This is a genomic window from Bradyrhizobium sp. IC4060 (genome assembly GCF_020193715.1).
GTDB lineage: Bacteria > Pseudomonadota > Alphaproteobacteria > Rhizobiales > Xanthobacteraceae > Bradyrhizobium > Bradyrhizobium yuanmingense.
Window position 1 is genome coordinate 1,244,256 of the sequence record NZ_JADYVJ010000001.1, and the last position, 22,491, is coordinate 1,266,746.

Below are 22,491 nucleotides of genomic sequence, written 5' to 3' on the forward strand. Positions count from 1 at the left end.
TCATTCCGCGGGCTGGAGGCGCTGCTTGGCCCGCGCCGGCTTCGGCGCGCCGACCCGCAGACGGCGGTCGGAGAGTGAGAGCACGCCGCCGAACGCCATCAGCACCGGTCCCCACCAGATCAGGAGAACCAGCGGCTTGTGATAGATGCGCACGGCGATGGCGCCTTCGGCGGTGGCGTCGCCGAGCGAGACGTAGAGCTGGCTCGCGCCGCTGGTCAACAGCGCGGCCTCCGTCGTCGAGGAGCCGCGGGTGGTGAAGCTGCGCTTGGACGGCGTCATCACCGTGACCGCCTCGCCATCGCGGCTGATCTTGAACTCTGCGATCATCTCGCGGTAGTTCGGGCCCTGGCGTTGAAACAGCCCGTCGAGCTTCAGATCGTAGCCGGCGACATGGGCAGTCTCGTTCGGCTTCATGGTCGCGATGTATTCGCTGTTCCAGGTGGTCTCGCAGACGATCCCGATCAGCGCAACGCCGAGGCCGGCATGCGCGAACGCGGTGCCCCAGGCCGAGCGCGGCAGGCCGCGCGCCCGGTGCAGCACCGTTGCGAACGGCAGGCGCACCAGGCCCGTCCGCTCGACCAGATCGGTGACCGCGCCGGCGATGACGAAGACGCCGAGGCCGATCGCGAGCGGCGCCAGCGCGCTGCCGCCCCGCACCCAGGCCCAGACGATGGCGACCACGACCAGTCCGGCAACGCCGGCCGCGAGCAGACGTTGCATCACGCCGAGCAGGTCGCCGCGCTTCCACGCCAGCATCGGCCCGAACGGCACCGCGAGCAGCAGCAGCGCGAACAGCGGCGCGAAGCTCAGATTGTAGAAGGGTGCGCCGACCGACATCTTGAAATCGGCGAGCATCTCCATCGCGAGCGGATAGAGCGTGCCGAACAGCACCACCGCGCAGGCCACCGTGAGCAGCAGATTGTTCAGCACTAGCGCGCCCTCGCGCGAGATCGGCGCGAACAGGCCGCCCTGCTTCAGCGAGGTGGCGCGGCCCGCGAACAGCGACAGGCTGCCGCCGATGAACAGGCACAGGATCAAGAGGATGAACACGCCGCGGGTCGGATCGGTGGCGAAGGCGTGCACCGAGGTGATGACGCCCGAGCGCACCAGAAAGGTGCCGAGCAGCGACAGCGAGAAGGTCAGGATCGAGAGCAGGATGGTCCAGACCTTCAGCGCGTTGCGCTTCTCCATCACCAGCGCCGAATGCAATAGCGCGGTGCCGGCGAGCCAGGGCATCAGCGAAGCGTTCTCCACCGGATCCCAGAACCACCAGCCGCCCCAGCCGAGCTCGTAATAGGCCCAGTACGAGCCCATGGCGATGCCGAGGGTCAGGAAGATCCAGGCGACCAGCGTCCAGGGCCGCACCCAGCGCGCCCAGGCCGCATCGATCCGTCCCTCCATCAGCGCCGCGATCGCGAAGGAGAACGAGATCGAGAAGCCGACATAGCCGAGATAGAGCATCGGGGGATGCACGGCGAGACCGATGTCCTGAAGCACGGGATTGAGATCGCGTCCTTCGATCGGCGGGCTGGCGATGCGCAGGAAAGGGTTCGATGTCATCAGGATGAAGAGGTAGAACGCGCTGGCGACCCAGGCCTGCACAGCCAGCACATGCGCGCGCAGCGAGAGCGGCAGATTATTTCCGAAGCTGGCGACCAAGCCGCCGAACAGCGCGAGGATCAACACCCACAGCAGCATCGAGCCTTCATGGTTTCCCCACACGCCGGTAATCTTGTAGAGCAGCGGCTTCATCGAGTGGGAATTCTCGTAGACGTTGGCGACGGAGAAATCCGAGTTCACGTGCAGCATCACCAGCGCCGTGAACGAGGCGCCGACGAACAGCAGCTGAGCCAGTGCGGTCGAGCGCGCCACGTTCATCAGGGCGGCGTCGCCAAGGCGCGCGCCGATCAGCGGCACGACGGACTGGATCAGTGCGAGGGCGAGCGCCAGCACCAGCGCGTAATGTCCTGATTCCGCGATCACCGCACCGCTCCCTGCGGATTGCCCTGCGCGGTCGTCGCCGCGGGGGTGGCAGCGCCAGAAGCTTGGGTGCCGGAACCTTGGGTACCGTAATCGTCCTTCCAGTGCCCCTGCTTCTTCAGGGCATCGGCGACGTCCTTGGGCATGTAGGTCTCGTCGTGCTTGGCAAGGACGGTATCGGCCTTGAACACGCCGTTGGCATCGAGTGCGCCTTCCGCGACGACGCCCTGCCCTTCGCGGAACAGATCGGGCAGAATGCCTTTGAAGGCGACCGGCAGCTTGGCGTTGCCGTCGGCGACCTCGAACGTCACCGCAAGATTGTCGCCGCGCTGGAGCGAGCCGGGCTGCACCAGGCCGCCGAGGCGAAACCGCTTGCCGGGCTCGACATGCTTCTCGGCGACCATGGTCGGGGTCGAGAAGAACACGATGGAGTCGCGCAGCGCGTTGAGCACCAGCGCGGCCGCGAGCGCGAGCACGGCGAGCGATCCGCCGATGATGGTCATACGTCGCTGCTTGCGCGTCATGGCGTATCCGTTCTCCGCATCTGTCGTCCCGAAATCATCCGCCGATCCCGAGAGTCTTCAGGCCTTCGTTGAGCTGGCGCAGCCGCTCGGCGTTGCTGGCAACCGCCTGCCGGGCATCGGCCGAAGCGCCCATTGCCTTGTCCCGCTCGCCCATCACCAGATAGGCGCGCACCAGACGCAGCCAGCCCTCGACATCGTCGCCGTTCTGTTTCAGCCGCGTCGCGAGACGATCGACCATGCCGCGCACCATGGCGTTGCGATCGATTTCGGCCATGTCCTTGGAGGCAGCAATCGTCTCATCGGACAGCGCCGGCAGCGTGCCGCCGCCACCGACCCGCGCCAGCGAGGACTGCACCAGGGCACGCCACGGCGCATCCGCAGGCGCTTTCGCAAGCAGCGCGCGCCAGATATTGGCCGCGTCGTCCTTGCGGCCGTCCTGCTCGGCGGCAAGGCCCAGAAAGTAATTCGCCTTGGGATCGTCGGCGTTCAAGGCGTGTGCGCGCTCGAATTCGGCCTTGGCCTCGGCGGTCACCACGCCGCCGGCGGCAGCCGAGATCGCTTCGCCGAGATCGGACCTGCGCTCCGCGCTTTCGCCATTGTAGGTGAGCGAGTTGCGATAGGCGCGCACCGCGTCGTCGAAGCGGCCGAGCCGCTCCAGAACCGGCGCGAGCACGTTCCAGCCGCGCCCGTCCGTCGGATTCTTCTCAAGATGCTGCTCGACCTGCACGACGAGGTTCTCGAGCGACTGCGCCATGCCACCCCCGCGCTCCCGCTGCGCAAGGGGAAAGTCCTGCAGCCGGGGCGAGCCGAGTGGCATGTAGACGCCGGCCGCGATGAGCGGCAGTCCGGCAAGCGCCAGCACGGCCGCCGCACGGCGCCATTTGAGGTTCGACTTCGGCGCCGTTGCCGGCTCGCTGGCCGCCGCCGCGAGCAGCCTGCGGCTGACCTCGACGCGCGCAGCCTCCGCCTCCGGCGCCAAGATCAACCCTGCGGCGAGATCACGCTCAATTTCGGCCAGCTGGTCCTTGTAGACCGCGACCTCGCTGCCCTGATCCTGCGCGCGGCTGGTGCGGCCAAGCGGCAAGAGCACGGCGAAAATCGCCGCGACCGTCATCAGCGCGAACACGAACCATAGCGTCATCTGGCAAGCTTCCGGCGGCGCCCGAACCGCGCCTGTAGGTGCCTTTACACCACGGCCGGACGATGCGGCAATTGACAATTGTCAAGGCGGCGCAACCCACAGGTCGTCCCGAAAAGGTGAAAATCCAACGGCTTAGCCGATCTCGAAGTCGATACTTTGCGCGGCCTGCTCGCCGTGCCCGTCGAAGGCCTTCAGGAAGTATGTTCCGGGCTTGATTGCATCCGGCAATCTGATGCGCAGCGCTCCGACCGGAACCCGAGATGCAACCCTGGTGGCGGTCTCAGGCAGCTGCCGATCGCTGGCCTTCTCGACCAGCACCACCTTGGCTCCAACCATCAGCCGTTGATACTTGGCAACGATGACGCGGTTCTCAATTTCAATCGAGCTGATGACCGGTTTCATGCGCCTACAGATGGAAATTTCCAGACTTGCACCCGCGAAAGTACGGTGCGCCATCAGTGTCGTCAACTTCAAATTGTGATCAGGAAAAATGCGCGCCGATCAGCCTGCGCGCGACGATTTGCGCTCGCCCGTGAGTGCATTTTCGGCGGCCCGGCTCATCAATGAGGCGTAATCGTCGCCGAACAGCACTTGGCAGAAGCGGATCGCGGCCTGCACCTGCTGCTGCCGATAGGTGCGGACCTTGTGATCGGCGGCACGCAGCGACTGCACCAGCTGCTCGGTCGACCGTTCCACATATTGCTGGAGATCGGAGAAGGTACGCAGCGTCACCTCGTTGATCGCAAGCTCGCTCGCATAGTTGCGGCACGTCGCGACGAAGTCGATCAGTGCCACCGTTTCCTCGACTTCGGTGCTGTCGATCCGCGCGCCCGGCGGAATGTCCTTTTCGGGGCGCTGGCGCAGGATGCGGCGGACGCGGCCGGGAACGCTGTCGATCTCGGACTGCAGCGCATTGGAGATGTCGGCCCGGATCGACGTCAGTTGCTTGCCCCAGGTCGAATCGTTGCGCAGGTCGAGCTCGGTGCGCAGTCCGCGCACGCCGTCGTGCAGCGTCTTGAGGTTGCCGGCGACATTGTCGAAATGGCCGCGCTTGATGTCCATGCGCAGGACCGCGGCGACGCAGGACAAATCGTGCAGGGCCATCGTGACGGCCATACCGTAGGGCGTCGCCGCGACGCGGATCTCGTCATCGGACGCCGCTATCTTGACCGCAAGGCGGATGATCTGCCAGGGCGCGGTCATCCGCTGCACGACGATCGACAAGGCGAAAGGCAGCATCTGCGGCGTCTGAAGCGCCGGAATGTTGAGCGCCGACGTCACCGAGGCGATCTGGGAATCCCCGAAGGCCCGCAAGGTGCGCGGTAATTTCTCGTTCAATGTCGCAATGGCGTCCCGGACCTGGAGCACCGCACCGATCGAATAGAGATCCTCGATCACGTTGGGCGGTCCGACCCGGGCCAGCGCCCGCGACTTGTCGCCGCCGCCCGGCCCCGTCAGCTCGAAGATGGCGTCCGCGGCCACCGCCTGAAGCTTCTGCGCCAGGGCTTCGACCTGCCCAGCACTGTCCGCCGGCATGCGCGCCAGCGCCGCCTCGAATTCGTTCACCTTGTCCGGTGCGCCGTCACGGCCAAGCCACTGCCAGATCGGCTGCAGCGAGGAGCGGCGAATCTGGCCGGCCCTGACAGGAGTGCCCGCTTCGACGAGGAACGGTTCCAACACCTGGAATAGGAGCCGCGACAGATCGTCCGTGCGCGGCGGCAAAGCCTCGTCGGCCTCGCTCTTGCGGACGATCTTGCGCAGCTGCTCGAGCACGAGGGTGGCCACCGCCGTGTCCTGGCCGCGCTCCAGCGCACGCTCGAACTCCCGCATCAGCAGTGCCTGCGACTGCGGCGGGAGCTGCGCGAGATATTCCCTCAGCCGCTCGATCGATGTCTGGCTCATGCGCCCGGGTAATGCACGGTAAAATGGCGGACATGGGATGGGTCCGGCGCGATCATAGGGGGTCCCCACTTAAGAAGCCGTTTAGGAAGCTGCCTCGAATGCCTCCCATGCTTCGCTGGAGGAGCCTCGGCTGCGCCGGAAATTGTCGTCGAAACAAGGGATTATAGTCCGGGAAGAACCAGCTCGGCGCGCAGACCCCCAGTCGGAGCGCTGCCGAGCGAAAGGCTGCCGCCATAGAGGGCCGCGAGGTCGGTCACGATCGACAGCCCCAGTCCCGACCCGGGCTTGGACTCGTCGAGGCGCTTGCCGCGCCGGGCGACCTGGGCGCGCTCGGCTTCCGACAGGCCACGGCCGTCGTCGTCGACGATGACCCGCAAACGCGGGCCGGCGCCGGCCCGCTGTGGCGGCTCGACGAGGACCTCAATGAGGACGCGCGAGGCCGCCCATTTGCAGGCATTGTCGACGAGATTGCCGACCATCTCCTCAAGATCCTGCCGCTCGCCCCGGAACTTGGCGGATGGATCGGCCTTGGCCTCGACCACGATGCCGCGGTCGCGATGGATCTTCTCCATGGTCCGCCGCAGTCCCTCGATGGCAGGCGCCACCTCCGTCACGGTCGCGACCACTGAGACCCGTGCCGCGATGCGGGCGCGCTCCAGATGATGGGCGACCTGATCGCGCATCACATCCGCCTGCTCCATCACCTTCTCCGCGAACGGATCGGCGGCATGCGCGCTGGCTTCGTTGACGATGACCGAAAGCGGCGTCTTGATCGCATGAGCGAGATTGCCGACATGGGTGCGCGCCCGCTCGACGATCTCGCGATTGGCATCGATCAGCGCGTTGGTCTCGCGCGCCAGCGGCGCGATCTCGACCGGGAATTCGCCCTCGAGCCGTTCGGCCCGCCCGGAGCGGATGTCGGCGATCGCGTCCGAGATGCGCTTGAGCGGTGCAAGGCCGAAACGGACCTGGAACACGGTCGTCAGCAGCAGCACGATGCCGAGCGCCGTGAAGGTGCCGCCGAGATAGTAGTCGAAGCTGCGTGTCTCGTCGAAAATCTCGGTATCGTCCCCGGCGACGCTGACCAGAAATTTGCCGTCGGCACCGAGATCGACCGGCCGTTCCACCATGCGCAGATTCTGCCCTTCCGGCCCGTCGACATAGGCGAGGCGGATGCCGGCGGCGGTGAGCTCGGCACCCTGCTCTTCGAGCTTCGGTAGCTTCTTGTCCCAAAGCGAGCGCGAGGAGCGCACTTCCGGCTTTTCGGTGTCGGTCCGCGTGATCTGCCAGTACCAGCCGGACAGCGGCAGGTCGAACAGGGGCTCGCCAAGCGACTGGAACTGGCGGTCCGGCGGCTCGTCGGGCGTTGCGACCTCGGCGATGAGGGTGCGCAGATAGAGATTGAGCCGGCGGTCGAAGGCGCGCTCGGTGGCGTTCTTGTAGACCGACGACAGCACCACGCCTGTGATGGCCAGGATCACCACGAGCCAGGCGGTCGCCGACAGGAACAGTCGGTTCGCAAGCGAGCTAGCGGCCATCGGAATGATCCCGGGCGGCGCAGGATGGCAGGTGGTCGGACGTCATGACCGGACCAAGGGCCCTGTTCGGCCTCCCGTCAAGCCAAGATACTTCAAAGGCCGGAACGCCTCAGGCGCCCGGGGCCGGCGGCGGGGTCAGGAGATAGCCCAGGCCGCGGACGGTCTGGATGATGTCGACGTCGAGCTTCTTGCGGATGCGGCCGACGAAGACCTCGATGGTGTTGGAGTCGCGGTCGAAATCCTGGTCGTAGAGATGCTCGACCAGCTCGGTGCGCGAGACCACCCGCCCGGAATGGTGCATCAAGTAGGCCAGAAGCCGATATTCGTGCGAGGTCATCTTGATGGGATTGCCCGACACGCTGACCCGGCCGGTTCGGGTGTCGAGCGTAACCGGGCCGCAGGTCAATTCGCTCTGGGCATGGCCGGTGGAGCGGCGCAGCAGGGCGCGGATGCGCGCCAGCACCTCCTCGAGGTGGAACGGCTTTGCGACGTAGTCGTCGGCGCCGGCATCGAAGCCCTGCACCTTGTCGCTCCAGCGGTCGCGTGCAGTGAGGATCAGGACCGGCATGGTGCGGCCGTTGCGGCGCCAGGCTTCCAGCACCGAGATGCCGTCCTTCTTCGGCAGGCCGATATCGAGCACCACGGCGTCATACGGCTCGTTGTCGCCGAGATAGTGCCCCTCCTCCCCGTCGAAAGCCCGATCGACGACATAGCCGGCGTCGGTCAGCGCCTTGGTGAGCTGGCGATTGAGATCGGGGTCGTCCTCAACAACGAGCAGGCGCACGCTTCTCTCCAAGGATAGGCTGCAAGAACAGGCGACATAAACACCGCCACAGATGAGCAATTCCGGCGTGAACTGAATATGAACGCAGGGAACCGGGCTACGTTACTTTTTGGTCATATACGACCCGGCGCGCGCAAATGCGACTGCGCCCACCATGCCGCCGGAGGAGCCGGTGGCATGGTGGGCGCAACGTGCCGCATCGCGCGGCGAGCCGGAAGGTGCCGGCGTGCTGATCCGGCCGTCAGGTCCGGAAGAACACGAACCAGACGACGGCGAGGATCAGGATCGCAAGCCCGGTCGAGATGGCGAGCAGCGCCGCCACCGATGGTCCGGGCTCGCCCTGGCGTGCCTCGGTCGGAGTTTCGACGATCCGGTTCTGCTCTCGCCTGGTTGCCATGGTGACCTCGATCTGTGGCTGTCGCGTCGGATGGCCGCGACCTCCTCGGCGATGAATTGCCGGGGCAACGCGTCATCTCGGGCGATGTTCCGGTCCAGCAAACACGGCGCAGGCGGCGATTAACGCCGTTGCAAGATTCCGCGCCGGCGGTTGCTATGATTCGCAACTGGGCGATGGTATCCTCAAAGCTTGTCCGCTGTTGCGTCTGGAGTAGCCCATGGCCCCCCGCGCCAATTGGAAGGGTTTTCTGCGTCTGTCGCTCGTGACCTGCCCGGTCGCGCTCTATCCGGCCACTTCGGATACGGAGAAGGTTTCGTTCAACCAGATCAACCGCAAGACGGGCCACCGCATCAAGTATCTCAAGGTCGATGCCGAGACCGGCGACGAGGTGACCTCCGAGGACATCGTCAAGGGCTACAAGGTCGACACCGACACTTATATCGAGGTCACCAAGGACGAGCTGGACGACATCGCGCTCGATTCCACCCACACGATCGAGATCGACGAGTTCGTGCCCAAGGCCGACATCGACAACCGCTATCTGATCCGCCCCTACTACCTCGTGCCGGACGGCAAGGTCGGCCACGACGCCTATGCGGTGATCCGCGAGACCATCCGCAGCATGGACAAGGTCGCGATCGGCCGCGTGGTGCTGACCAACCGCGAGCACATCATCGCGCTGGAGCCGCTCGAGAACGGGCTGATGGGCACGCTGCTGCGCTACCCCTACGAGGTCCGCAGCGAGAAGGAATATTTCGACGACATCCAGGACGTGAAGCTGACGAGGGACATGCTCGACCTCGCCAAGCACATCGTCGAGAAGAAGTCCGGCGCGTTCGAGCCCGAGCTGTTCGAGGATCATTACGAGACCGCTCTGATCGATCTCATCAACAAGAAGCGCAGCGGCATGCCGATCACCGCCAAGGCCGCACCGAAGACCGGCGGCAACGTCATCAGCTTGATGGACGCGCTGAAGAAGAGCATCGCGAACGAGAAGGACGCGGCCCCCGCGGCGAAGGTCGCCAGGGACACGGACAAGGAGACCGCCAAGGACACCAAGGCCAAGAAGCCGAAGAAGCGCGTCGAGGGCCAGCGCGAGATGCTGCTGCCGATATCAGGCAAGGGCGGCAAGGACGCTGCGGCGAAGGCTGCGACCACGCCGAAGAAGGCCGCCGACAAGCCGGTGCGCGCGCCGGCGCGGGCAAAGAAGGCCGGCTGACAGCACCACGCCCCGCGATCACGCCGTGATGTCTCTCCTCGCCGATCGGCCGGCCTGACATGCCCTGGTCGACGACGTTCGACGATCCCGTCCGCGTGAGCAACAAGCGCAAGCTGCTCACGCTTCAAGAAGCCGCCGACTACATCATGGAGCTGCCCGAGGACGCCCAGCACGAGGCGCATTGGCAGACGGCGATCGAGACCTTGATCAATGCGGCCGAGACCGGCGGCGGCTGGGTGATGTTCGCCCGCATCGCGATGTTGCGGGCGCTGAATACGGACGGCCGGCGCGGATGAGCGCGATCGAGACATCCTTGCCTATTCGTTGACGAACAGGCTCAACAATCGGTTAAGCGGTCAAGCCAATGGAGGCAATGCACCGGGCTGTCGGTTTGACTTCATTTGAACGGATCGACGGAACCCTAATTTAATGAATGCCGTCGTACGAGGTAAGGTGCGATCGCCGTGTTTTGGCGCGCTCGGAGATTTATTCGATCGATTTGCAAGTCCGATAACGACGCGACCATCCATCGGATCGGATGAACAGGAGTTGGCAATGCGTCTGCTTAGGTCCTTCCTTGCCGATGAGAATGGCGCAACCGCAATCGAGTACGGCCTGATCGCCGCAGGGATCGCTCTGGCAATCGTGACCATCGTCAACAGCACGGGCGCTGCGCTGCTCAACAACAAGTTCAACTCGGTCAGCACGGCGATGAAGTAACCGCCGGCCAACGGCCTGCGCAGCGGCTGCCCGCCGGAGCGGCGGGCCATGATCTGGGTCAACAGCATCGGGACGGCGACGTCTAAGCATGGAGGTCCGACTCCCTGCTGCCGGCCCGTCCATGCGTCCAGACCTTCCGCATTCCCAACTGAAGATCCGCCGCGTCAGCCTCGACACCGGCCGTGAGAACGTCGTCGTCGTCTCGAGGCGCTCCAAGGCGCTGCGCGCGGAGATCTTCCGCGGTTTCAGCCGCGTCGAGCTTCGTCAGGGCGGCAAGGTTCTGCTGGCGACCCTGCTGATCACGGACGACGATACGCTCGCGGCTCCCGACGAGATCGGCCTCTCCGAGCCTGCGTTCCGGCGCTTCGCCGAAGCGGTCGGAACGGAGGTCACGGTCAGGCCCGCCTCGCCTCCGGAGAGCCTGGAAGCGGTGCGTGCGAAGATCCGCGGACGAACTCTGAGCCAGGCCGAGATCGGCGCGATCATCAGCGACCTTGCCCATTATCGTTACTCCGACATGGAGATCGCCGCCTTCCTGATCGGGTCGGCGAGCTTCATCACCAGCGACGAGCTGCTCGCCCTCACGGGGGCCATGGCGCAGGCCGGCACGCAATTGGTCTGGCCGACCCCTGTCGTCGTCGACAAGCATTGCATCGGCGGCATCCCCGGCAACCGCACCTCGATGGTGGTGGTGCCGATCGTCGCCGCGCATGGCCTGCCGATCCCGAAGACCTCCTCGCGCGCGATCACCTCGCCGGCCGGCACCGCCGACACGATGGAGGTGCTGGCGCGGGTGAATATCTCCGTCGAGGAGATGAAGGCGATCGTCTCCTCCTGCAACGGCTGCCTGATCTGGGGCGGGCACGTGAACCTGTCGCCGGCCGACGACGTCCTGATCTCGGTCGAGCGCCCGCTGAGCCTGGATACTCGCGAGCAGATGGTCGCGTCCATCATGTCCAAGAAGATCGCGGCAGGCTCGACCCATCTGCTGATCGACATTCCGGTCGGGCCGACCGCGAAGGTCACCGGCGGCGTCGAGGCCATGCGGCTGCGAAAGCTGTTCGAATTCGTCGGCGACCGCTTCGGCCGGACGGTCGAGGTGATCACGACCGACGGCAGCCAGCCGATCGGCAACGGCATCGGGCCGGTGCTGGAGGCCAACGACGTCATGGCGGTGCTCGGCAATGACAAGGATGCGCCGCGCGATCTGCGCGAGAAGTCGCTCCGGCTCGCCGCCCATCTCTTGGAATACGATCCCAAGCTGCGCGGCGGGGCCGGCTATGCCCGGGCGCGCGAACTGCTGGATAGCGGCGCGGCACTGCAGCAGATGCAGAAGATCATCGACGCACAGGGCCCCTCGACATGCAGCAACGAGCTCGGACCGCTCAGCTTCGACGTCGAGGCGAGGCATGATGGCATCGTGTCCGCGATCGACTGCCTGCGTCTGAACCGCCTCGCCCGCACCGCCGGCGCGCCGCTCGACAAGGGCGCAGGCATCCGCCTGTTCAAGAAGATCGGCGACCGCGTCGAGCAGGGCGAGCCACTCTATCGCGTCTACACGTTCGGCCGGTCGGAGCACGATTTGGCGGCCAGCGCGACTGCGGCCGACAACGGCTATGCGATCAACGGCAAGTCTCTCGGAGAATGACAGATGAGCATCACCGTTCGATTTTGCGGTGCCACCCGCACCGTGACCGGCTCGAGCTATCTGTTCCAGACCGCAAGCGGCTGTTTCCTGGTCGATTGTGGATTGTTCCAGGGCCAGAAGACGCTGAAGGAGCTCAATTATCGCGCCTTTCCGTTTCGCCCCGCCGACATCGATGCGGTGCTGCTCACGCACGCTCACATCGACCATAGCGGTCTCTTGCCGAAGCTCGTGCGCGCGGGCTTCGAGGGGCCGATCCTGGCGACGCGCGGCACGATCGACCTCTGCTCCTACATGCTGCCCGATGCCGGCAACATCCAGGAATCGGAGGTCAAGCAGCTCAACCGGCGCAACGCCTCGCGCGGGCGCAAGGAGGTCGAGCCGATCTACACGCAGGCCGATGCGATCGCATCGCTGCGATCGTTCCGCGCCGTCGACTACGAACGCTGGACCGACGTGATCCCCGGCGTCCGCGCACGCTACTGGAACGCCGGCCATTTGCTCGGCTCCGCCTCGATCGAGCTGGAAATCGCCGAGCAAGGCGCGGCGCGGCCGCTGCGCGTGCTCGTCTCCGGCGACGTCGGGCCGGAGGCCAAGCTGCTCCAGCCCGATCCCGAAGCGCCGAGCGATTTCGACTACGTCATCTCGGAATCGACCTATGGCGACCGCGTGCGCGAGGCCACGACACCTGCGCTTCGCCGCAAGCACCTCGCGGCCGAGGTGCGCGATGCCGCGGCGGCCGGCGGCGCGCTGCTGCTGCCCGCCTTCGCGGTCGAGCGCACCCAGGAGCTGATCGTCGATCTCGTCGACCTGATGGAGCACCGCGAGATTCCGACGGCGCCGATTTTCCTTGATTCACCGCTCGCGATCCGCGCGACCGAAGTGTTCCGCCGCCATTCCGAGAGCCTCGATCCGTCGGTTGACGCCACGCGCCTGCTCAACTCGCCGCATCTGAAATTCACCGAGACCGCGGACGAGAGCAAGGCGATCATGCGTCTGTCCGGATTTCACATCATCATCGCCGCGAGCGGCATGTGCGATGCGGGCCGGATCCGCCATCATCTGAAGCGCTGGCTGTGGAACGAGCGCGCGACCGTGCTTCTGGCCGGCTTCCAGGCCAACGGCACGCTCGGCCGCTTCCTTCAGAACGGGGCCAAGGCCGTCCGCATCCAGGGCGACGAGATCAAGGTCGCTGCCCGCATCCGCATGATCGACGAATATTCGGGCCATGCCGACGGAGCCGGCATGGCCAGCTGGATCGCGGCGCGTCGTCCCATCGCGCGCGGGCTGTTCCTGGTCCACGGCGAGGAAGCGGCGGTTGCGGGCCTGGCCGAGCGCGTCGCCGAGCGCATCATTCCCGCGGCCAGGATCTACCAGCCGATGCTGGACGACACTTTCGAGCTCGCGGCACCCGAACCGCGCGTGCTCGACGCCGATCATCGCCGGCGACTGTCGCCGGAGGCCGTGACGCGTCTCGACTGGCACAACGAGATGTCCGAGCTGATGCTCGACATCAACGATCGCGTCGCAGCCGCCGCCGACGACCGCGCCCGCGGCGTCATCATCCGAAGGCTGCGGCGGGCGCTGCAGGAAACGGCATAGCGCTGGCGGAAACAATAATCCGGATTGCGCCTCGCTTCATCCAGGTTACGGCGCTTTGACGGCCTCTGGGTGCTGATATTCTCCGGCGGAACGGGCTCGACGAGCCATGCCGTCAATCGATCAACCAGCGCTGCCGAGAGAATGCGGATGAGACGCGTGATGCTCCTGACGATCGGCCTCATGTCTGTCGTCGCCTGGCCGCACGACAGCGCCAGAGGCCAAACTTCGGCCGCGCCGCCGGTTTCGCTTGCTCGGCCCGATGCAGCGCCGCCACGCCCGGGTGCCACCAAGCCCGCCCGGGTAACGACGAACGGAACTCCAGCAGCGACGTCCAGCAGGGAGCCTTCCGTGATTGGCCGGCCTCAACCGAATCCGGCCGCCGACTACGATGGCTTCAGCGTCGGCACCGTCGATGACGTCGACACGCCGAGCCGCGTGACGCCGGCCGTGCGTTCACGCGCAGCAAGGGACGCCAGGTCCAATCCGGATGGTCTCGATCAAGAAGATGAGGCGTTGAAGCGAAAGCTGATGATCTGCCAGAGCTGCAAATAGCAGAGCAATCGGATATGACTTGTGGCGGCGGCCTGCGCGCACGCCTCGTCCTTCGAGACGGCGCTGACGCGCCTCCTCAGGATGAGGCTAGTCAGCACTCAGTGCTCGTTGAAATGGCTGCCGCGCACTCCGCCCTCATCCTGAGGAGCCCGCCCATAGCGGGCGTCTCGAAGGATGGCCGCCGGGGAAACTCCCAAATGCGATAGCCCTGCTGCAAAGAGGGATGTAAGCACAGCTTCAGATGCCGCGCCCATCCCGCTCGAATTCGTCCTTGCGAATCTTCAGGTTTTCGCGCCGCTGCTCCTATCCTTGAGGGCGGCCAGCAACTCTTTTCCGAGCGCTCCGGCAGAGGCGGGGTTCTGGCCCGTGATGAGCCGGCCATCGACGACGACGTGAGGTTGCCAATTGGCCGCGGACGAGTACTCGGCACCCTCTGCCCTCAACGCATCCTCGAGCTCGTAAGGTACGTCATCGCGCGCATAGTCGTACTCTTCCTTCTTCGAAAAGGATGTCAGCTTCTTGCCGCGCACGAACGGGACGCCATCGCCGAGGTCGACGCCAAGCAGCGCGCACGGCCCGTGACAGACAGCGGCGACGAGCTTGCCGGTGCTCCAGGCTCGCACAACGGCACTTTGGACCGCCGCATTGCGCTGGATGTCCACCATGGGACCAAGACCGCCGGGTATCAGGATGGCGTCGTAGTCGGCGGCATCCACCTCGGATAATTTACGGCTGTGATTCAGGCGGCGAAAGGCTTTGCTGGCGAGGAAATCCTTCTGAGCAGGATCTTTCTCGTCATATGCATCGTAAGGCGTCCACCCCCCGGCCGGCGACGCGAACTCCACCGCGATCCCAGCCTTGTCGAGCACCTCGAAAGGATGGGCAACCTCGGCGAAAAAGAAGCCGGTCTTGCGACTATGCGGTCCGATCACGGCTGCGTTGGTGACAATGAAGAGGACGTGTTGGGTCATGGTTTTCTCCTTTCGATAATGCTATCTGGGATCGCCTTGCCGCGGTGCGGAGACCGCCTCAATTCGGACAGGGCTGTCCGGCCGCGCCCCACTTCGCCATGTCCTTGACGTGATCCTCGAAGGTGCCGGGCGGCGTTGAGCGGCCGGCTCCGGGCGCCCAGCCGCGCGGGATGAAGCCGCTCAGCGAGGCATCGTGCCGCAAATGCCCGACGAGACCAGCGGCGTCGCGACCGCCGTTGCGCTTGGGATCTTTCATCTGGGCACAGATCTCGGCGCCGCTCTTGCCGAACCAGATGAAAGCCACCGGGGCGAGCTGCCAATCGATGCCGGCGCGCGGCGGCGAGGGCGCCGGCTCGTTCGCCTGGGTCGAGGTCATGTGGCAGGTCGAGCACGGGATCGCTTCCGCTCCGATGCGGCTCTCGCCGCCATGGATGTTCATGCCATGCGGGCGAGGCTTGGTTTCGCCGGCCGGCGTCCAGATCGGTATCGCCTTGGCATCGACATGGCAGTTGGCACACCGTGGATGGGTCACGACGGCTTCGATCCGCTTCCACGCCTCCAGCCCCTCGGCGCGGCTGACGCTACCGGGCGGCAGCAGGTCCTTGGCGGCCTCGTCCTTCGCGGCGACGATCCCGGTCAGGGCGGCGACGGCCGACGCTGCCAAGACCAACGCGATCAGAGATCTCTGCATGGCGTGTCTCACACGAAATCGATGAACTTGTTGAAGGGCATTTCGCGGATGCGCTTTCCGGTCGCCGCGAAGATCGCATTGGCAAGCGCAGGCGCGGCGGGTGGCACCGGCGGCTCTCCGAGGCCCCTCACCTTCGGATCGTTCTCGAGCCCGCGAACTTCGATGACCGGGCATTGGTGGATCCGCATCGCCTCATGGTGATTGTAATTCGTCTGCTGCGCCGCGCCTTTTGAGTAGGTGATTTCGCAATTGATCGCGTGGCCTAGGCCCCAGACGACGCCGCCCTGGACCTGGTTCTCGAAATTGACGGGATCGATCACCTTGCCGACGTCGACCGCGACCCAGACCTTGTCGATCCGGATGCCACGGTCCGTCGCCGTCACCTCGACGACCTCGGCAACCGGTGTCCCGAACGACTCGACGAAGGCGACGCCGCGGCCCCTGCCGTTGCCGAGCGGCCCCTTCCAGGTCGACATCTCCGCGACCGTCTCCAGCAGCTTGCGATAATGCGGCACATTGCACATCGCGATGCGCGCCTTCATGGGATCGAGGCCGGCTGCGTGGATCAATTCGTCAATGAAGCTTTCGGTGAAGAAGCCGGCTGTGGACGCTCCCACGGAGCGCCACGTGGTGCACGGCGACAGCCCTTGCGCCTCGTAGCTGATGGCGCGGAAGTTGGGGATGTCGTAATAGACGTTCCACGTGCCGGCGGCCAATTGAGGATCGGGATCCTTCGAGGGTGCACCCATGCGCTCGAGCAGTCCCTTGAACGGCGCCGTCGATGCCAATTGCAGGTCGGTCGCAACGATCTTGCCGTTGGCGACGCTTCCCCTGTGACGCGCGATCGCAATCTGCCGCGGAATATCCTGAAGGAAATCCTCCTCGCGCGAGAAGACGAGCTTGATCGGCGTCCCGCGCATCTGGTCGGCGATCTCCGCGAGCACGCGGACGTTCTCGAACTCGAGACGATGGCCGAAGCTTCCGCCGGTCCATTGATTGTGGAAGATGACCTGCTCCGGCTTGAGGCCGATAGCGTTCGCCGCAATCGCTTGCACCGCCTGCGGGCTCTGATGACCAACCCAGATTTCCAGGCCCTTGTCGGTGACGAGACCGACCCCGTTCAAGGGCTCGAGCGGCTGATGTGCCACGTAAGGAGCGCGATATTCGGCTTCGACGAGCTTGCCCCTCTTCAGGCCCGCTTCGACGTCGCCGATCGTCCGCCACTCCTTGCCGAGGAATTCGGGCTTGAACGAGGATTCCAGCACCTTCCAGTGATCGGCCTGCTCGGCGGGATAGGCCGACGGCGCCCACTCGCAAGCGATCGCGTCGACCGCCTTCATGGCGTACCAGCTGTTGGTGGCGATCACCGCAACGCCGTTCTTGATCTCGAGGATCTTCTTCACGCCCGGCATCGCGCGCGCCTTGCTGGCGTCGTAGGATTTCAGCGGCTGGCCCTTGCCGGGGTTCAGCTTGACTGAGGCGTAGAGCATGCCCTCCATCTTCTGATCGATGCCGAATTGCAATTCGCCCATAACTTTGGCGCGCACGTCGAGGCGCGTCATCGGCTTGCCCAGCATGCGCCAGGTCGAGGGATCGCGCGGCTGCGCATCGAGCACCGGCGGAATTCTTGCGGCCTCGGCCGCCAGTGAGACGTACGGAATTTTGCTTCCGTCGGGCAGGATCACGTGGCCGGATTGCGTGCGGATGTCGGCGATTGCGACGCCCGAACGTTTGGCCGCAGCTGCCTTCAACGTCTCGCGCGCAACTGCCCCTGCCACGCGCAGCTTCTCATAGGTGTCCGGGATCGTGCTCGAGCCGCCCGTCATCTGCAGGCCGGATTTGCGAAGACTTTCCAGCGCCGCAGCACGTGCTGCTTCGGCCGCAGGGCTCTGGTCCGCGGCCAGGAACGGCGCCAGTTCCTCCTTGAATCCGGTGTTGAAGTAAGCGGGACTCGGGCCGGCGAAGCGGACTTCGAACTGGCCGGGGTCGAGGTCCATCTCTTCGGCGATCATGATCGGCTGCACCGAGCCGACACCCTGACCGATGTCGGCGTGTTGCGCGATCAGCGTGATCTTGTCGGGGCTGATCTCGACCCATGGATTGAAGGTGACGGAATTCGGGCCGAGGCCGGCGGCCAGCGGATTGCCATCGGCACTCGGCGCGGCCGCTTCGGCCGGACCATAGGCACCGAAAACGATGCCACCGGCGACCGCGGCAGAGCCGAACACGAAAGCCCGACGCGAAAGGGTTTGCATGTCGCCCATCTCACTTCTCCGCCATCTTGTTTGCGGCGGCCGCATGGATCGCCGCACGAATGCGCGGATAGGTGCCGCAGCGGCAGAGATTGCCGGACATCACCTGGTTGATCTGCTCGTCAGTCGGTTTTGGGATCGATGCAAGAAGCGAGATGGCCTGCATGATCTGACCGGTCTGGCAGTAGCCGCATTGCGGCACCTGATGCGCGATCCAGGCCTGCAAGACCGGATTTTGGTCCTTGTTGTGCAGGCCTTCGAGCGTGACGACCGATTTGCCCGCGACCTCGCCGATATGGGCCTGGCAGGACCGCACCGCCTTGCCGTCGATGTGAACGGTGCAGGCCCCGCATTGCGCGACCCCGCAGCCGTATTTGGCGCTGGTGATGCCCAGTTCGTCACGCAGCACCCACAACAGGGGCATCTCGGGCACGACGTCGACCTGGCGCTTGATCCCGTTCACCTTGAGCTCGATCATGCCGATATGTCCTCTCGCCTACCTGGTCGCTGCAACAGCAATGCTCGACGCCCATTGCGCCGTATTTCCGAATCCTGCTGGATCATGCGCAATCCCTGCGGAATGGCTTTCGAGCCAATCGGCTTTCACCTCGGCCTGGCCACAGCACAATTCGCGATACTGCCCCGGGGTGAGATTTGCGGCCTTGCGGAATACGCGCGTGAAATTGGCCTGCGAGCCGAAACCGAACTCCAGGGCAATCTCGACCAGCGACAGGTGGTCGCGCGCGAGCTCCTCTCGCGCGGCGTGGACGCGGCGATCGGTGACATAACGGTGCGGTGAAAGTCCGGTCGCCTCGCGAAACAGCCGGGAAAAATGATAGGGGCTGAGGCAGGCCTGGGTCGCCAGATCCTCCAACCTGATATCGCTGCCGAGAGACGCCTCGATATAGTCCAGCACGCGCTGCAGGCGTCGCGCGTCGAGCGCCGGCGACTTGTCGGGCGCGCGCCAGCGGTCGATCGTGTAATTGCCCAAAAGATGCGCAGCAAGCGCGACCTGGATCCCCTCCACGAACAGCGCGTCGGTCGGCTGGCGCGGGCGATGGAGCAGATCGCGAAGCGGCGAACAGATGTGGAAGAGCACCTGGTCCGCCAGACCGTGCGCATAGGCGATCTCGATTTTGGCCGGATCGATGTCGAAATCCGCAAGTGCACTGTGGTCGAGCAGCGCGGGCGGCAGATAGAGATGAAGACATTCCATCCGGTCGGAAAGCTCGAGGTGGCTCTCCTGCGTGCCCACAGGCACGAGATAACTCATGCCCGGACGCGCGAGGCTTTTCTGGATTTCGCCGTTGCCGGCGCGGGACACCATCCCTCCGCCCGACAACAGCATGACGATCTCGGTGCAGATGGGAACGGGCGTTGCCTGACGGCCCGCCTCGAACTTGCGATGCTCGATGCTAAGCCCCGGCCAATCATTGACCTCCGCGAGCTTCTCGCTGTTCTTGTATTTCTCATCACCATGCGTCACGAGCGCCATCCCGACCTCCGCTTTGTTGCGGCGATTCCCGGCCCCGTATCGAGCATTCCATCCAGTGGAGAGTTGCAGCCCCGGTCACTGCCACGCCGGTAGCGCATTACTCACAAGCTGCGTCAGCGGAGTCCAGTGGCGGCGCGGTTAAAAGAGGTAAAAGCCAAGCAACGCAACGGCTTGGAGCCAGGCGCGTTCGACTTCGAAAACCGATCTCGCCGCACCTCAGCAAGATGCGTGCGTCATCGCGCAGGAATCGGAAATATCGCAATGCGGGCCTGCGCTAGTGAAAGGCGCATCAACGGCAATGTCGCCGTATCGAGGATAGGAGCCTGCTATGAAGCCGCTTACCTCCGCGCTTGCCGCATTGTCGATCGCAACCGCCGTCCCCGCGGCCGCCGCCGACCAAAATGTTTCGATTGTTCTCGTGCACGGCGCCTTCGTCGATGGCTCGGGCTGGAAGGACACCTACGGCATCCTCTCGGAGGCGGGCTATGAGGTGCTCGTCGTTCAGCAGCCGACGATCACGCTTCGCGACGATGTCGCCGAGACCGAGCGCGTGATCGCCAAGGCGCGGCATCCCGTCATTCTGGTCGGGCATTCCTATGGTGGGATGGTCATCACGGAAGCCGGCGACAATCCCAAGGTTCGCAGCCTGGTCTATCTCGCTGCCTTTGCTCCTGACGCCGGAGAGTCCGTCAGCACGCTGGCGGAAGCCCCGGTGCCCGCCGGCGAGCACAAAGCTCCGCTGGTCACCGAGGGCAATTATCTGCTCGTCGACCGCGCAAAATTCCCCACCTCTTTCGCGGCCGATGTCGACCCGGCCACGACCCGCTTCATGGGCGCCGCGCAGCTGCCCTGGGGATTGCAGGCGGTGCAGACCAAGGTCGATCGCGTGGCCTGGAAGACCAAGCCGACCTATTACATGGTGACGAGCGAGGATCACATGATCCCGCCGACCGCACAGCGCACCATGGCCAAGCGTTCGGGCGCGAAGGTGACGGAGATGAAGAGCAGCCACGCGGTCATGCTGTCGCATCCGCGCGAGGTCGCGGAGTTCATCAGAAGCGCAGACACGTCAGCGACGCAGTGAGATCGGCCGCGCCCCCCACGGACTTGCCCGTCGCAGACAAGGATTCGCACCATGGCGCTCAAGGATATTCTGCCGGGAAAACTGGGGTTCGGCGCAGCGCCGCTCGGAAACATGTTCCGCGACATCCCGGAGCAGGAAGCGCTCGCGACAGTGAACGCAGCCTGGGAGGACGGCATCCGCTATTTCGACACCGCGCCGTTCTACGGCGCAGGGCTTGCCGAGATCCGCATCGGCGCCGCGCTCGCCGGCCGCAAGCGGAGCGACTACGTGCTCAGCACCAAGGTCGGCCGCTTGATCCTGGACGAGATCGAGGATGTTGGTGCCCGCGACCTCGGCGAGAAGGGCGGCGTCTTCAGACACGGACGCCCGAATCGGATCGTGAACGACTATTCCCGGGACGGAACGTTGCGCTCGACCGAGGACAGCCTGAAGCGGCTCGCCACCTCCCACATCGACGTCGTCTTCGTGCACGACGTAGCGCAGGACTTCTACGGCGACGAGTGGCTCTCGGTGTTCGAAAGCGCCCGCAAGGGCGCGTTCAAGGCCCTCGACCAGCTGCGGGACGAGGGCGTGATTAAGGGGTGGGGACTCGGTGTCAACCGGGTCGAGCCGATCGAGCTGCTGCTCGCGCTCGAAGAGCCGCGCCCCGACGGCTTCCTGCTCGCGGGCCGATACACGCTGCTCGACCACGCAAGGGCGCTGCAGCGGGTGATGCCGGTGGTCGCCGAGCACGAGCTCGCGATTGTCGTCGGCGGCCCCTACAGTTCCGGCGCGCTCGTCGGCGGCCCGAACTTCGAATATGCGCCGGCGCCGCTCGAAATCCTCAAGAAGGTGGCGCGGATCAAGGCGATCGCCGACCGCTATCGGATCAGCATGAAAGCGGCCGGCCTGCAGTTCGCGCTTGCCAATCCCGTGGTTGCCGCCGTCATTCCCGGTGCGAGCCGCCCGGGGCGCATCGCCGAGGATCGCGCTGCGCTCGATCAGGGCATCCCGGCGGACTTCTGGCGCGAGCTCCGCTCCGATGGGCTGGTCAGCCCCGCAGCTCCGCTTCCCGCCGCCGATTGACCAATCCACCCAATGACCAAGGAGAGCAACATGACAGATGAAACCAACAACCCCACCGGCATGGACCGCCGCGCCCTGCTTCAGACCGCCGGCGCCGCCGTCGTCACGGGCCTCGTCGCCGGCACGGCCATCGACGCGCGGGCCGCGACACAGGATGGCGAGCGCGACGAGGCGCCGCTCGGGGCGCGGCTCCAGGGCGTCCAGCATTTCGGGCTGACGGTCCAGAACATGGAGCGGGCGTACCAGTTCTACACGGAGGTGCTTGGCGGCACCGAGGTGTTCCGGCACGGCGACTTCCAGGGGGACGGGGTGCAGAATACGCTGCTGGCCGACCAGGAGATCGAGGCGAACGCACGCGGGATCAATCCGCGAACAATTGGCGTGCCCGACTTGCGAAGCGGGGCACAGCGGCTCGATGTCCGGTTCATCCAGTTCGACAACATGGTGCTGGAGCTGCTGCAATATCGCGAGGCTGATCAGCCCATGGGCAGCGCCAAGAGTTTCGCCGAACCGCTGGAGCACATGAGCCCGGCCTTTCCGCGCATGATGCACATCTGTTTCTATGTTCGCGACGATGTCGACTTCAACAAGTTCATTGCGGATCTCGAAGCGGAATCGACGCGCCGCGGCATGACGCAGGTGAGGGCGAACCGCACCATCCGCGTCATGACGGAAGCGGATCGCAAGGCCGCGCCCCGCAGCACCAACACGAACCGGGTGACCGCCGAACCCTCGAACGGCTGGGAGTTGATCTATTGCAAAGGACCCGAAGGCGAGCAGCTCGAATTCGTCAAGGCGCTCGGTCCGGTCAAGAAGCGCTTCAGCGAGGCCTTGGCAAAACGGCAACAGAAGATCCTGCGCTAGATTCTCGTGCGGGGCGGCTGTCAGGTGTCCTGGCTGGTCACTCTGCGATCCAATCACATGTCGAG

22 protein-coding genes are annotated in these 22,491 nt (G+C 65.1%); 9 read left to right on the forward strand and 13 right to left on the reverse strand.

From position 1 onward, the window contains the following. From I6F16_RS05905 to I6F16_RS05940, 8 genes are all read right to left on the reverse strand, one after another. A complete protein-coding gene (locus I6F16_RS05905; RefSeq protein ID WP_225152792.1) occupies positions 1-1,983 on the reverse strand; it encodes a heme lyase CcmF/NrfE family subunit in 1,983 nt (660 codons plus the stop codon). Then, the gene (gene ccmE / locus I6F16_RS05910) at positions 1,980-2,504 is read right to left on the reverse strand and encodes a cytochrome c maturation protein CcmE (RefSeq protein ID WP_057027208.1); all 525 of its coding nucleotides are present in this window, start codon (positions 2,502-2,504) and stop codon (positions 1,980-1,982) included. Before ccmE ends, I6F16_RS05905 begins: the two co-directional genes overlap by 4 nt. Positions 2,505-2,538: 34 nt before the next feature. Continuing rightward, positions 2,539-3,645 (reverse strand): c-type cytochrome biogenesis protein CcmI, encoded by a 1,107-nt coding sequence (gene ccmI / locus I6F16_RS05915; RefSeq protein WP_225111750.1) that lies wholly within the window; start codon positions 3,643-3,645, stop codon positions 2,539-2,541. A 132-nt stretch (positions 3,646-3,777) separates the two neighbouring features. Then, positions 3,778-4,047 (reverse strand): hypothetical protein, encoded by a 270-nt coding sequence (locus I6F16_RS05920; protein WP_036005792.1) that lies wholly within the window; start codon positions 4,045-4,047, stop codon positions 3,778-3,780. Positions 4,048-4,146: 99 nt separating this feature from the next. Continuing rightward, positions 4,147-5,547 carry a hypothetical protein gene (locus I6F16_RS05925; RefSeq protein WP_036023270.1) on the reverse strand — a complete coding sequence of 467 codons (1,401 nt, stop codon included), beginning with the start codon at positions 5,545-5,547 and terminating at the stop codon, positions 4,147-4,149. 161 nt (positions 5,548-5,708) lie between these two features. Further along, complete coding sequence (locus I6F16_RS05930; RefSeq protein WP_225111748.1) at positions 5,709-7,085, reverse strand: sensor histidine kinase; 1,377 nt, start codon at positions 7,083-7,085, stop codon at positions 5,709-5,711. A 109-nt stretch (positions 7,086-7,194) separates the two neighbouring features. Next, positions 7,195-7,869: a response regulator transcription factor gene (locus tag I6F16_RS05935; RefSeq protein ID WP_036005801.1), complete on the reverse strand. Its 675-nt coding sequence runs from the start codon at positions 7,867-7,869 to the stop codon at positions 7,195-7,197. A 241-nt stretch (positions 7,870-8,110) separates the two neighbouring features. Further along, entirely contained in the window at positions 8,111-8,266 is a 156-nt protein-coding gene (locus I6F16_RS05940; protein WP_167361642.1) for a hypothetical protein, read from the reverse strand. 217 nt (positions 8,267-8,483) lie between these two features. Between I6F16_RS05940 and I6F16_RS05945 the strand changes: the two genes are divergently transcribed. From I6F16_RS05945 to I6F16_RS05970, 6 genes are all read left to right on the forward strand, one after another. Beyond that, positions 8,484-9,485 (forward strand): Ku protein, encoded by a 1,002-nt coding sequence (locus I6F16_RS05945; RefSeq protein WP_036005804.1) that lies wholly within the window; start codon positions 8,484-8,486, stop codon positions 9,483-9,485. 59 nt (positions 9,486-9,544) lie between these two features. Continuing rightward, complete coding sequence (locus I6F16_RS05950; protein ID WP_225155609.1) at positions 9,545-9,781, forward strand: hypothetical protein; 237 nt, start codon at positions 9,545-9,547, stop codon at positions 9,779-9,781. Between the two features lie 259 nt (positions 9,782-10,040). Further along, positions 10,041-10,205: a Flp family type IVb pilin gene (locus I6F16_RS05955; RefSeq protein ID WP_036005811.1), complete on the forward strand. Its 165-nt coding sequence runs from the start codon at positions 10,041-10,043 to the stop codon at positions 10,203-10,205. 121 nt (positions 10,206-10,326) lie between these two features. Then, positions 10,327-11,853: a thymidine phosphorylase family protein gene (locus I6F16_RS05960; RefSeq protein ID WP_225173494.1), complete on the forward strand. Its 1,527-nt coding sequence runs from the start codon at positions 10,327-10,329 to the stop codon at positions 11,851-11,853. Between the two features lie 3 nt (positions 11,854-11,856). Then, entirely contained in the window at positions 11,857-13,452 is a 1,596-nt protein-coding gene (locus I6F16_RS05965; protein WP_036005813.1) for an MBL fold metallo-hydrolase, read from the forward strand. Between the two features lie 147 nt (positions 13,453-13,599). After that, positions 13,600-14,004, forward strand: coding sequence for a hypothetical protein (locus I6F16_RS05970; RefSeq protein ID WP_225145989.1), 405 nt, complete (start codon positions 13,600-13,602; stop codon positions 14,002-14,004). Between the two features lie 281 nt (positions 14,005-14,285). Here the strand turns inward: I6F16_RS05970 and I6F16_RS05975 are convergent, their stop codons facing one another. The 5 genes from I6F16_RS05975 to I6F16_RS05995 are packed head-to-tail and all read right to left on the reverse strand — an operon-like array spanning position 14,286 to position 19,413. Continuing rightward, positions 14,286-14,975 (reverse strand): type 1 glutamine amidotransferase domain-containing protein, encoded by a 690-nt coding sequence (locus tag I6F16_RS05975; protein WP_036005815.1) that lies wholly within the window; start codon positions 14,973-14,975, stop codon positions 14,286-14,288. A gap of 58 nt (positions 14,976-15,033) precedes the next feature. Then, entirely contained in the window at positions 15,034-15,666 is a 633-nt protein-coding gene (locus I6F16_RS05980) for a hypothetical protein (RefSeq protein WP_036005817.1), read from the reverse strand. Between the two features lie 8 nt (positions 15,667-15,674). Further along, positions 15,675-17,930 carry a molybdopterin cofactor-binding domain-containing protein gene (locus I6F16_RS05985; protein ID WP_036005819.1) on the reverse strand — a complete coding sequence of 752 codons (2,256 nt, stop codon included), beginning with the start codon at positions 17,928-17,930 and terminating at the stop codon, positions 15,675-15,677. Between the two features lies 1 nt (position 17,931). Then, a complete protein-coding gene (locus I6F16_RS05990) occupies positions 17,932-18,396 on the reverse strand; it encodes a (2Fe-2S)-binding protein (RefSeq protein WP_036023261.1) in 465 nt (154 codons plus the stop codon). Positions 18,397-18,414: 18 nt separating this feature from the next. After that, positions 18,415-19,413: an AraC family transcriptional regulator gene (locus I6F16_RS05995; protein ID WP_225173495.1), complete on the reverse strand. Its 999-nt coding sequence runs from the start codon at positions 19,411-19,413 to the stop codon at positions 18,415-18,417. A 328-nt stretch (positions 19,414-19,741) separates the two neighbouring features. Between I6F16_RS05995 and I6F16_RS06000 the strand changes: the two genes are divergently transcribed. Genes I6F16_RS06000 through I6F16_RS06010 form a run of 3 tightly spaced genes read left to right on the forward strand, consistent with a single transcriptional unit; the run spans position 19,742 to position 22,426 of the window. Next, the gene (locus tag I6F16_RS06000) at positions 19,742-20,497 is read left to right on the forward strand and encodes an alpha/beta hydrolase (RefSeq protein WP_225173496.1); all 756 of its coding nucleotides are present in this window, start codon (positions 19,742-19,744) and stop codon (positions 20,495-20,497) included. Between the two features lie 51 nt (positions 20,498-20,548). Next, entirely contained in the window at positions 20,549-21,562 is a 1,014-nt protein-coding gene (locus tag I6F16_RS06005; RefSeq protein ID WP_225173497.1) for an aldo/keto reductase, read from the forward strand. Positions 21,563-21,592: 30 nt separating this feature from the next. Then, on the forward strand, positions 21,593-22,426 hold the full coding sequence (locus tag I6F16_RS06010; RefSeq protein ID WP_225173498.1) for a VOC family protein: 834 nt from the start codon (positions 21,593-21,595) through the stop codon (positions 22,424-22,426). Positions 22,427-22,491: the final 65 nt, after the last annotated feature.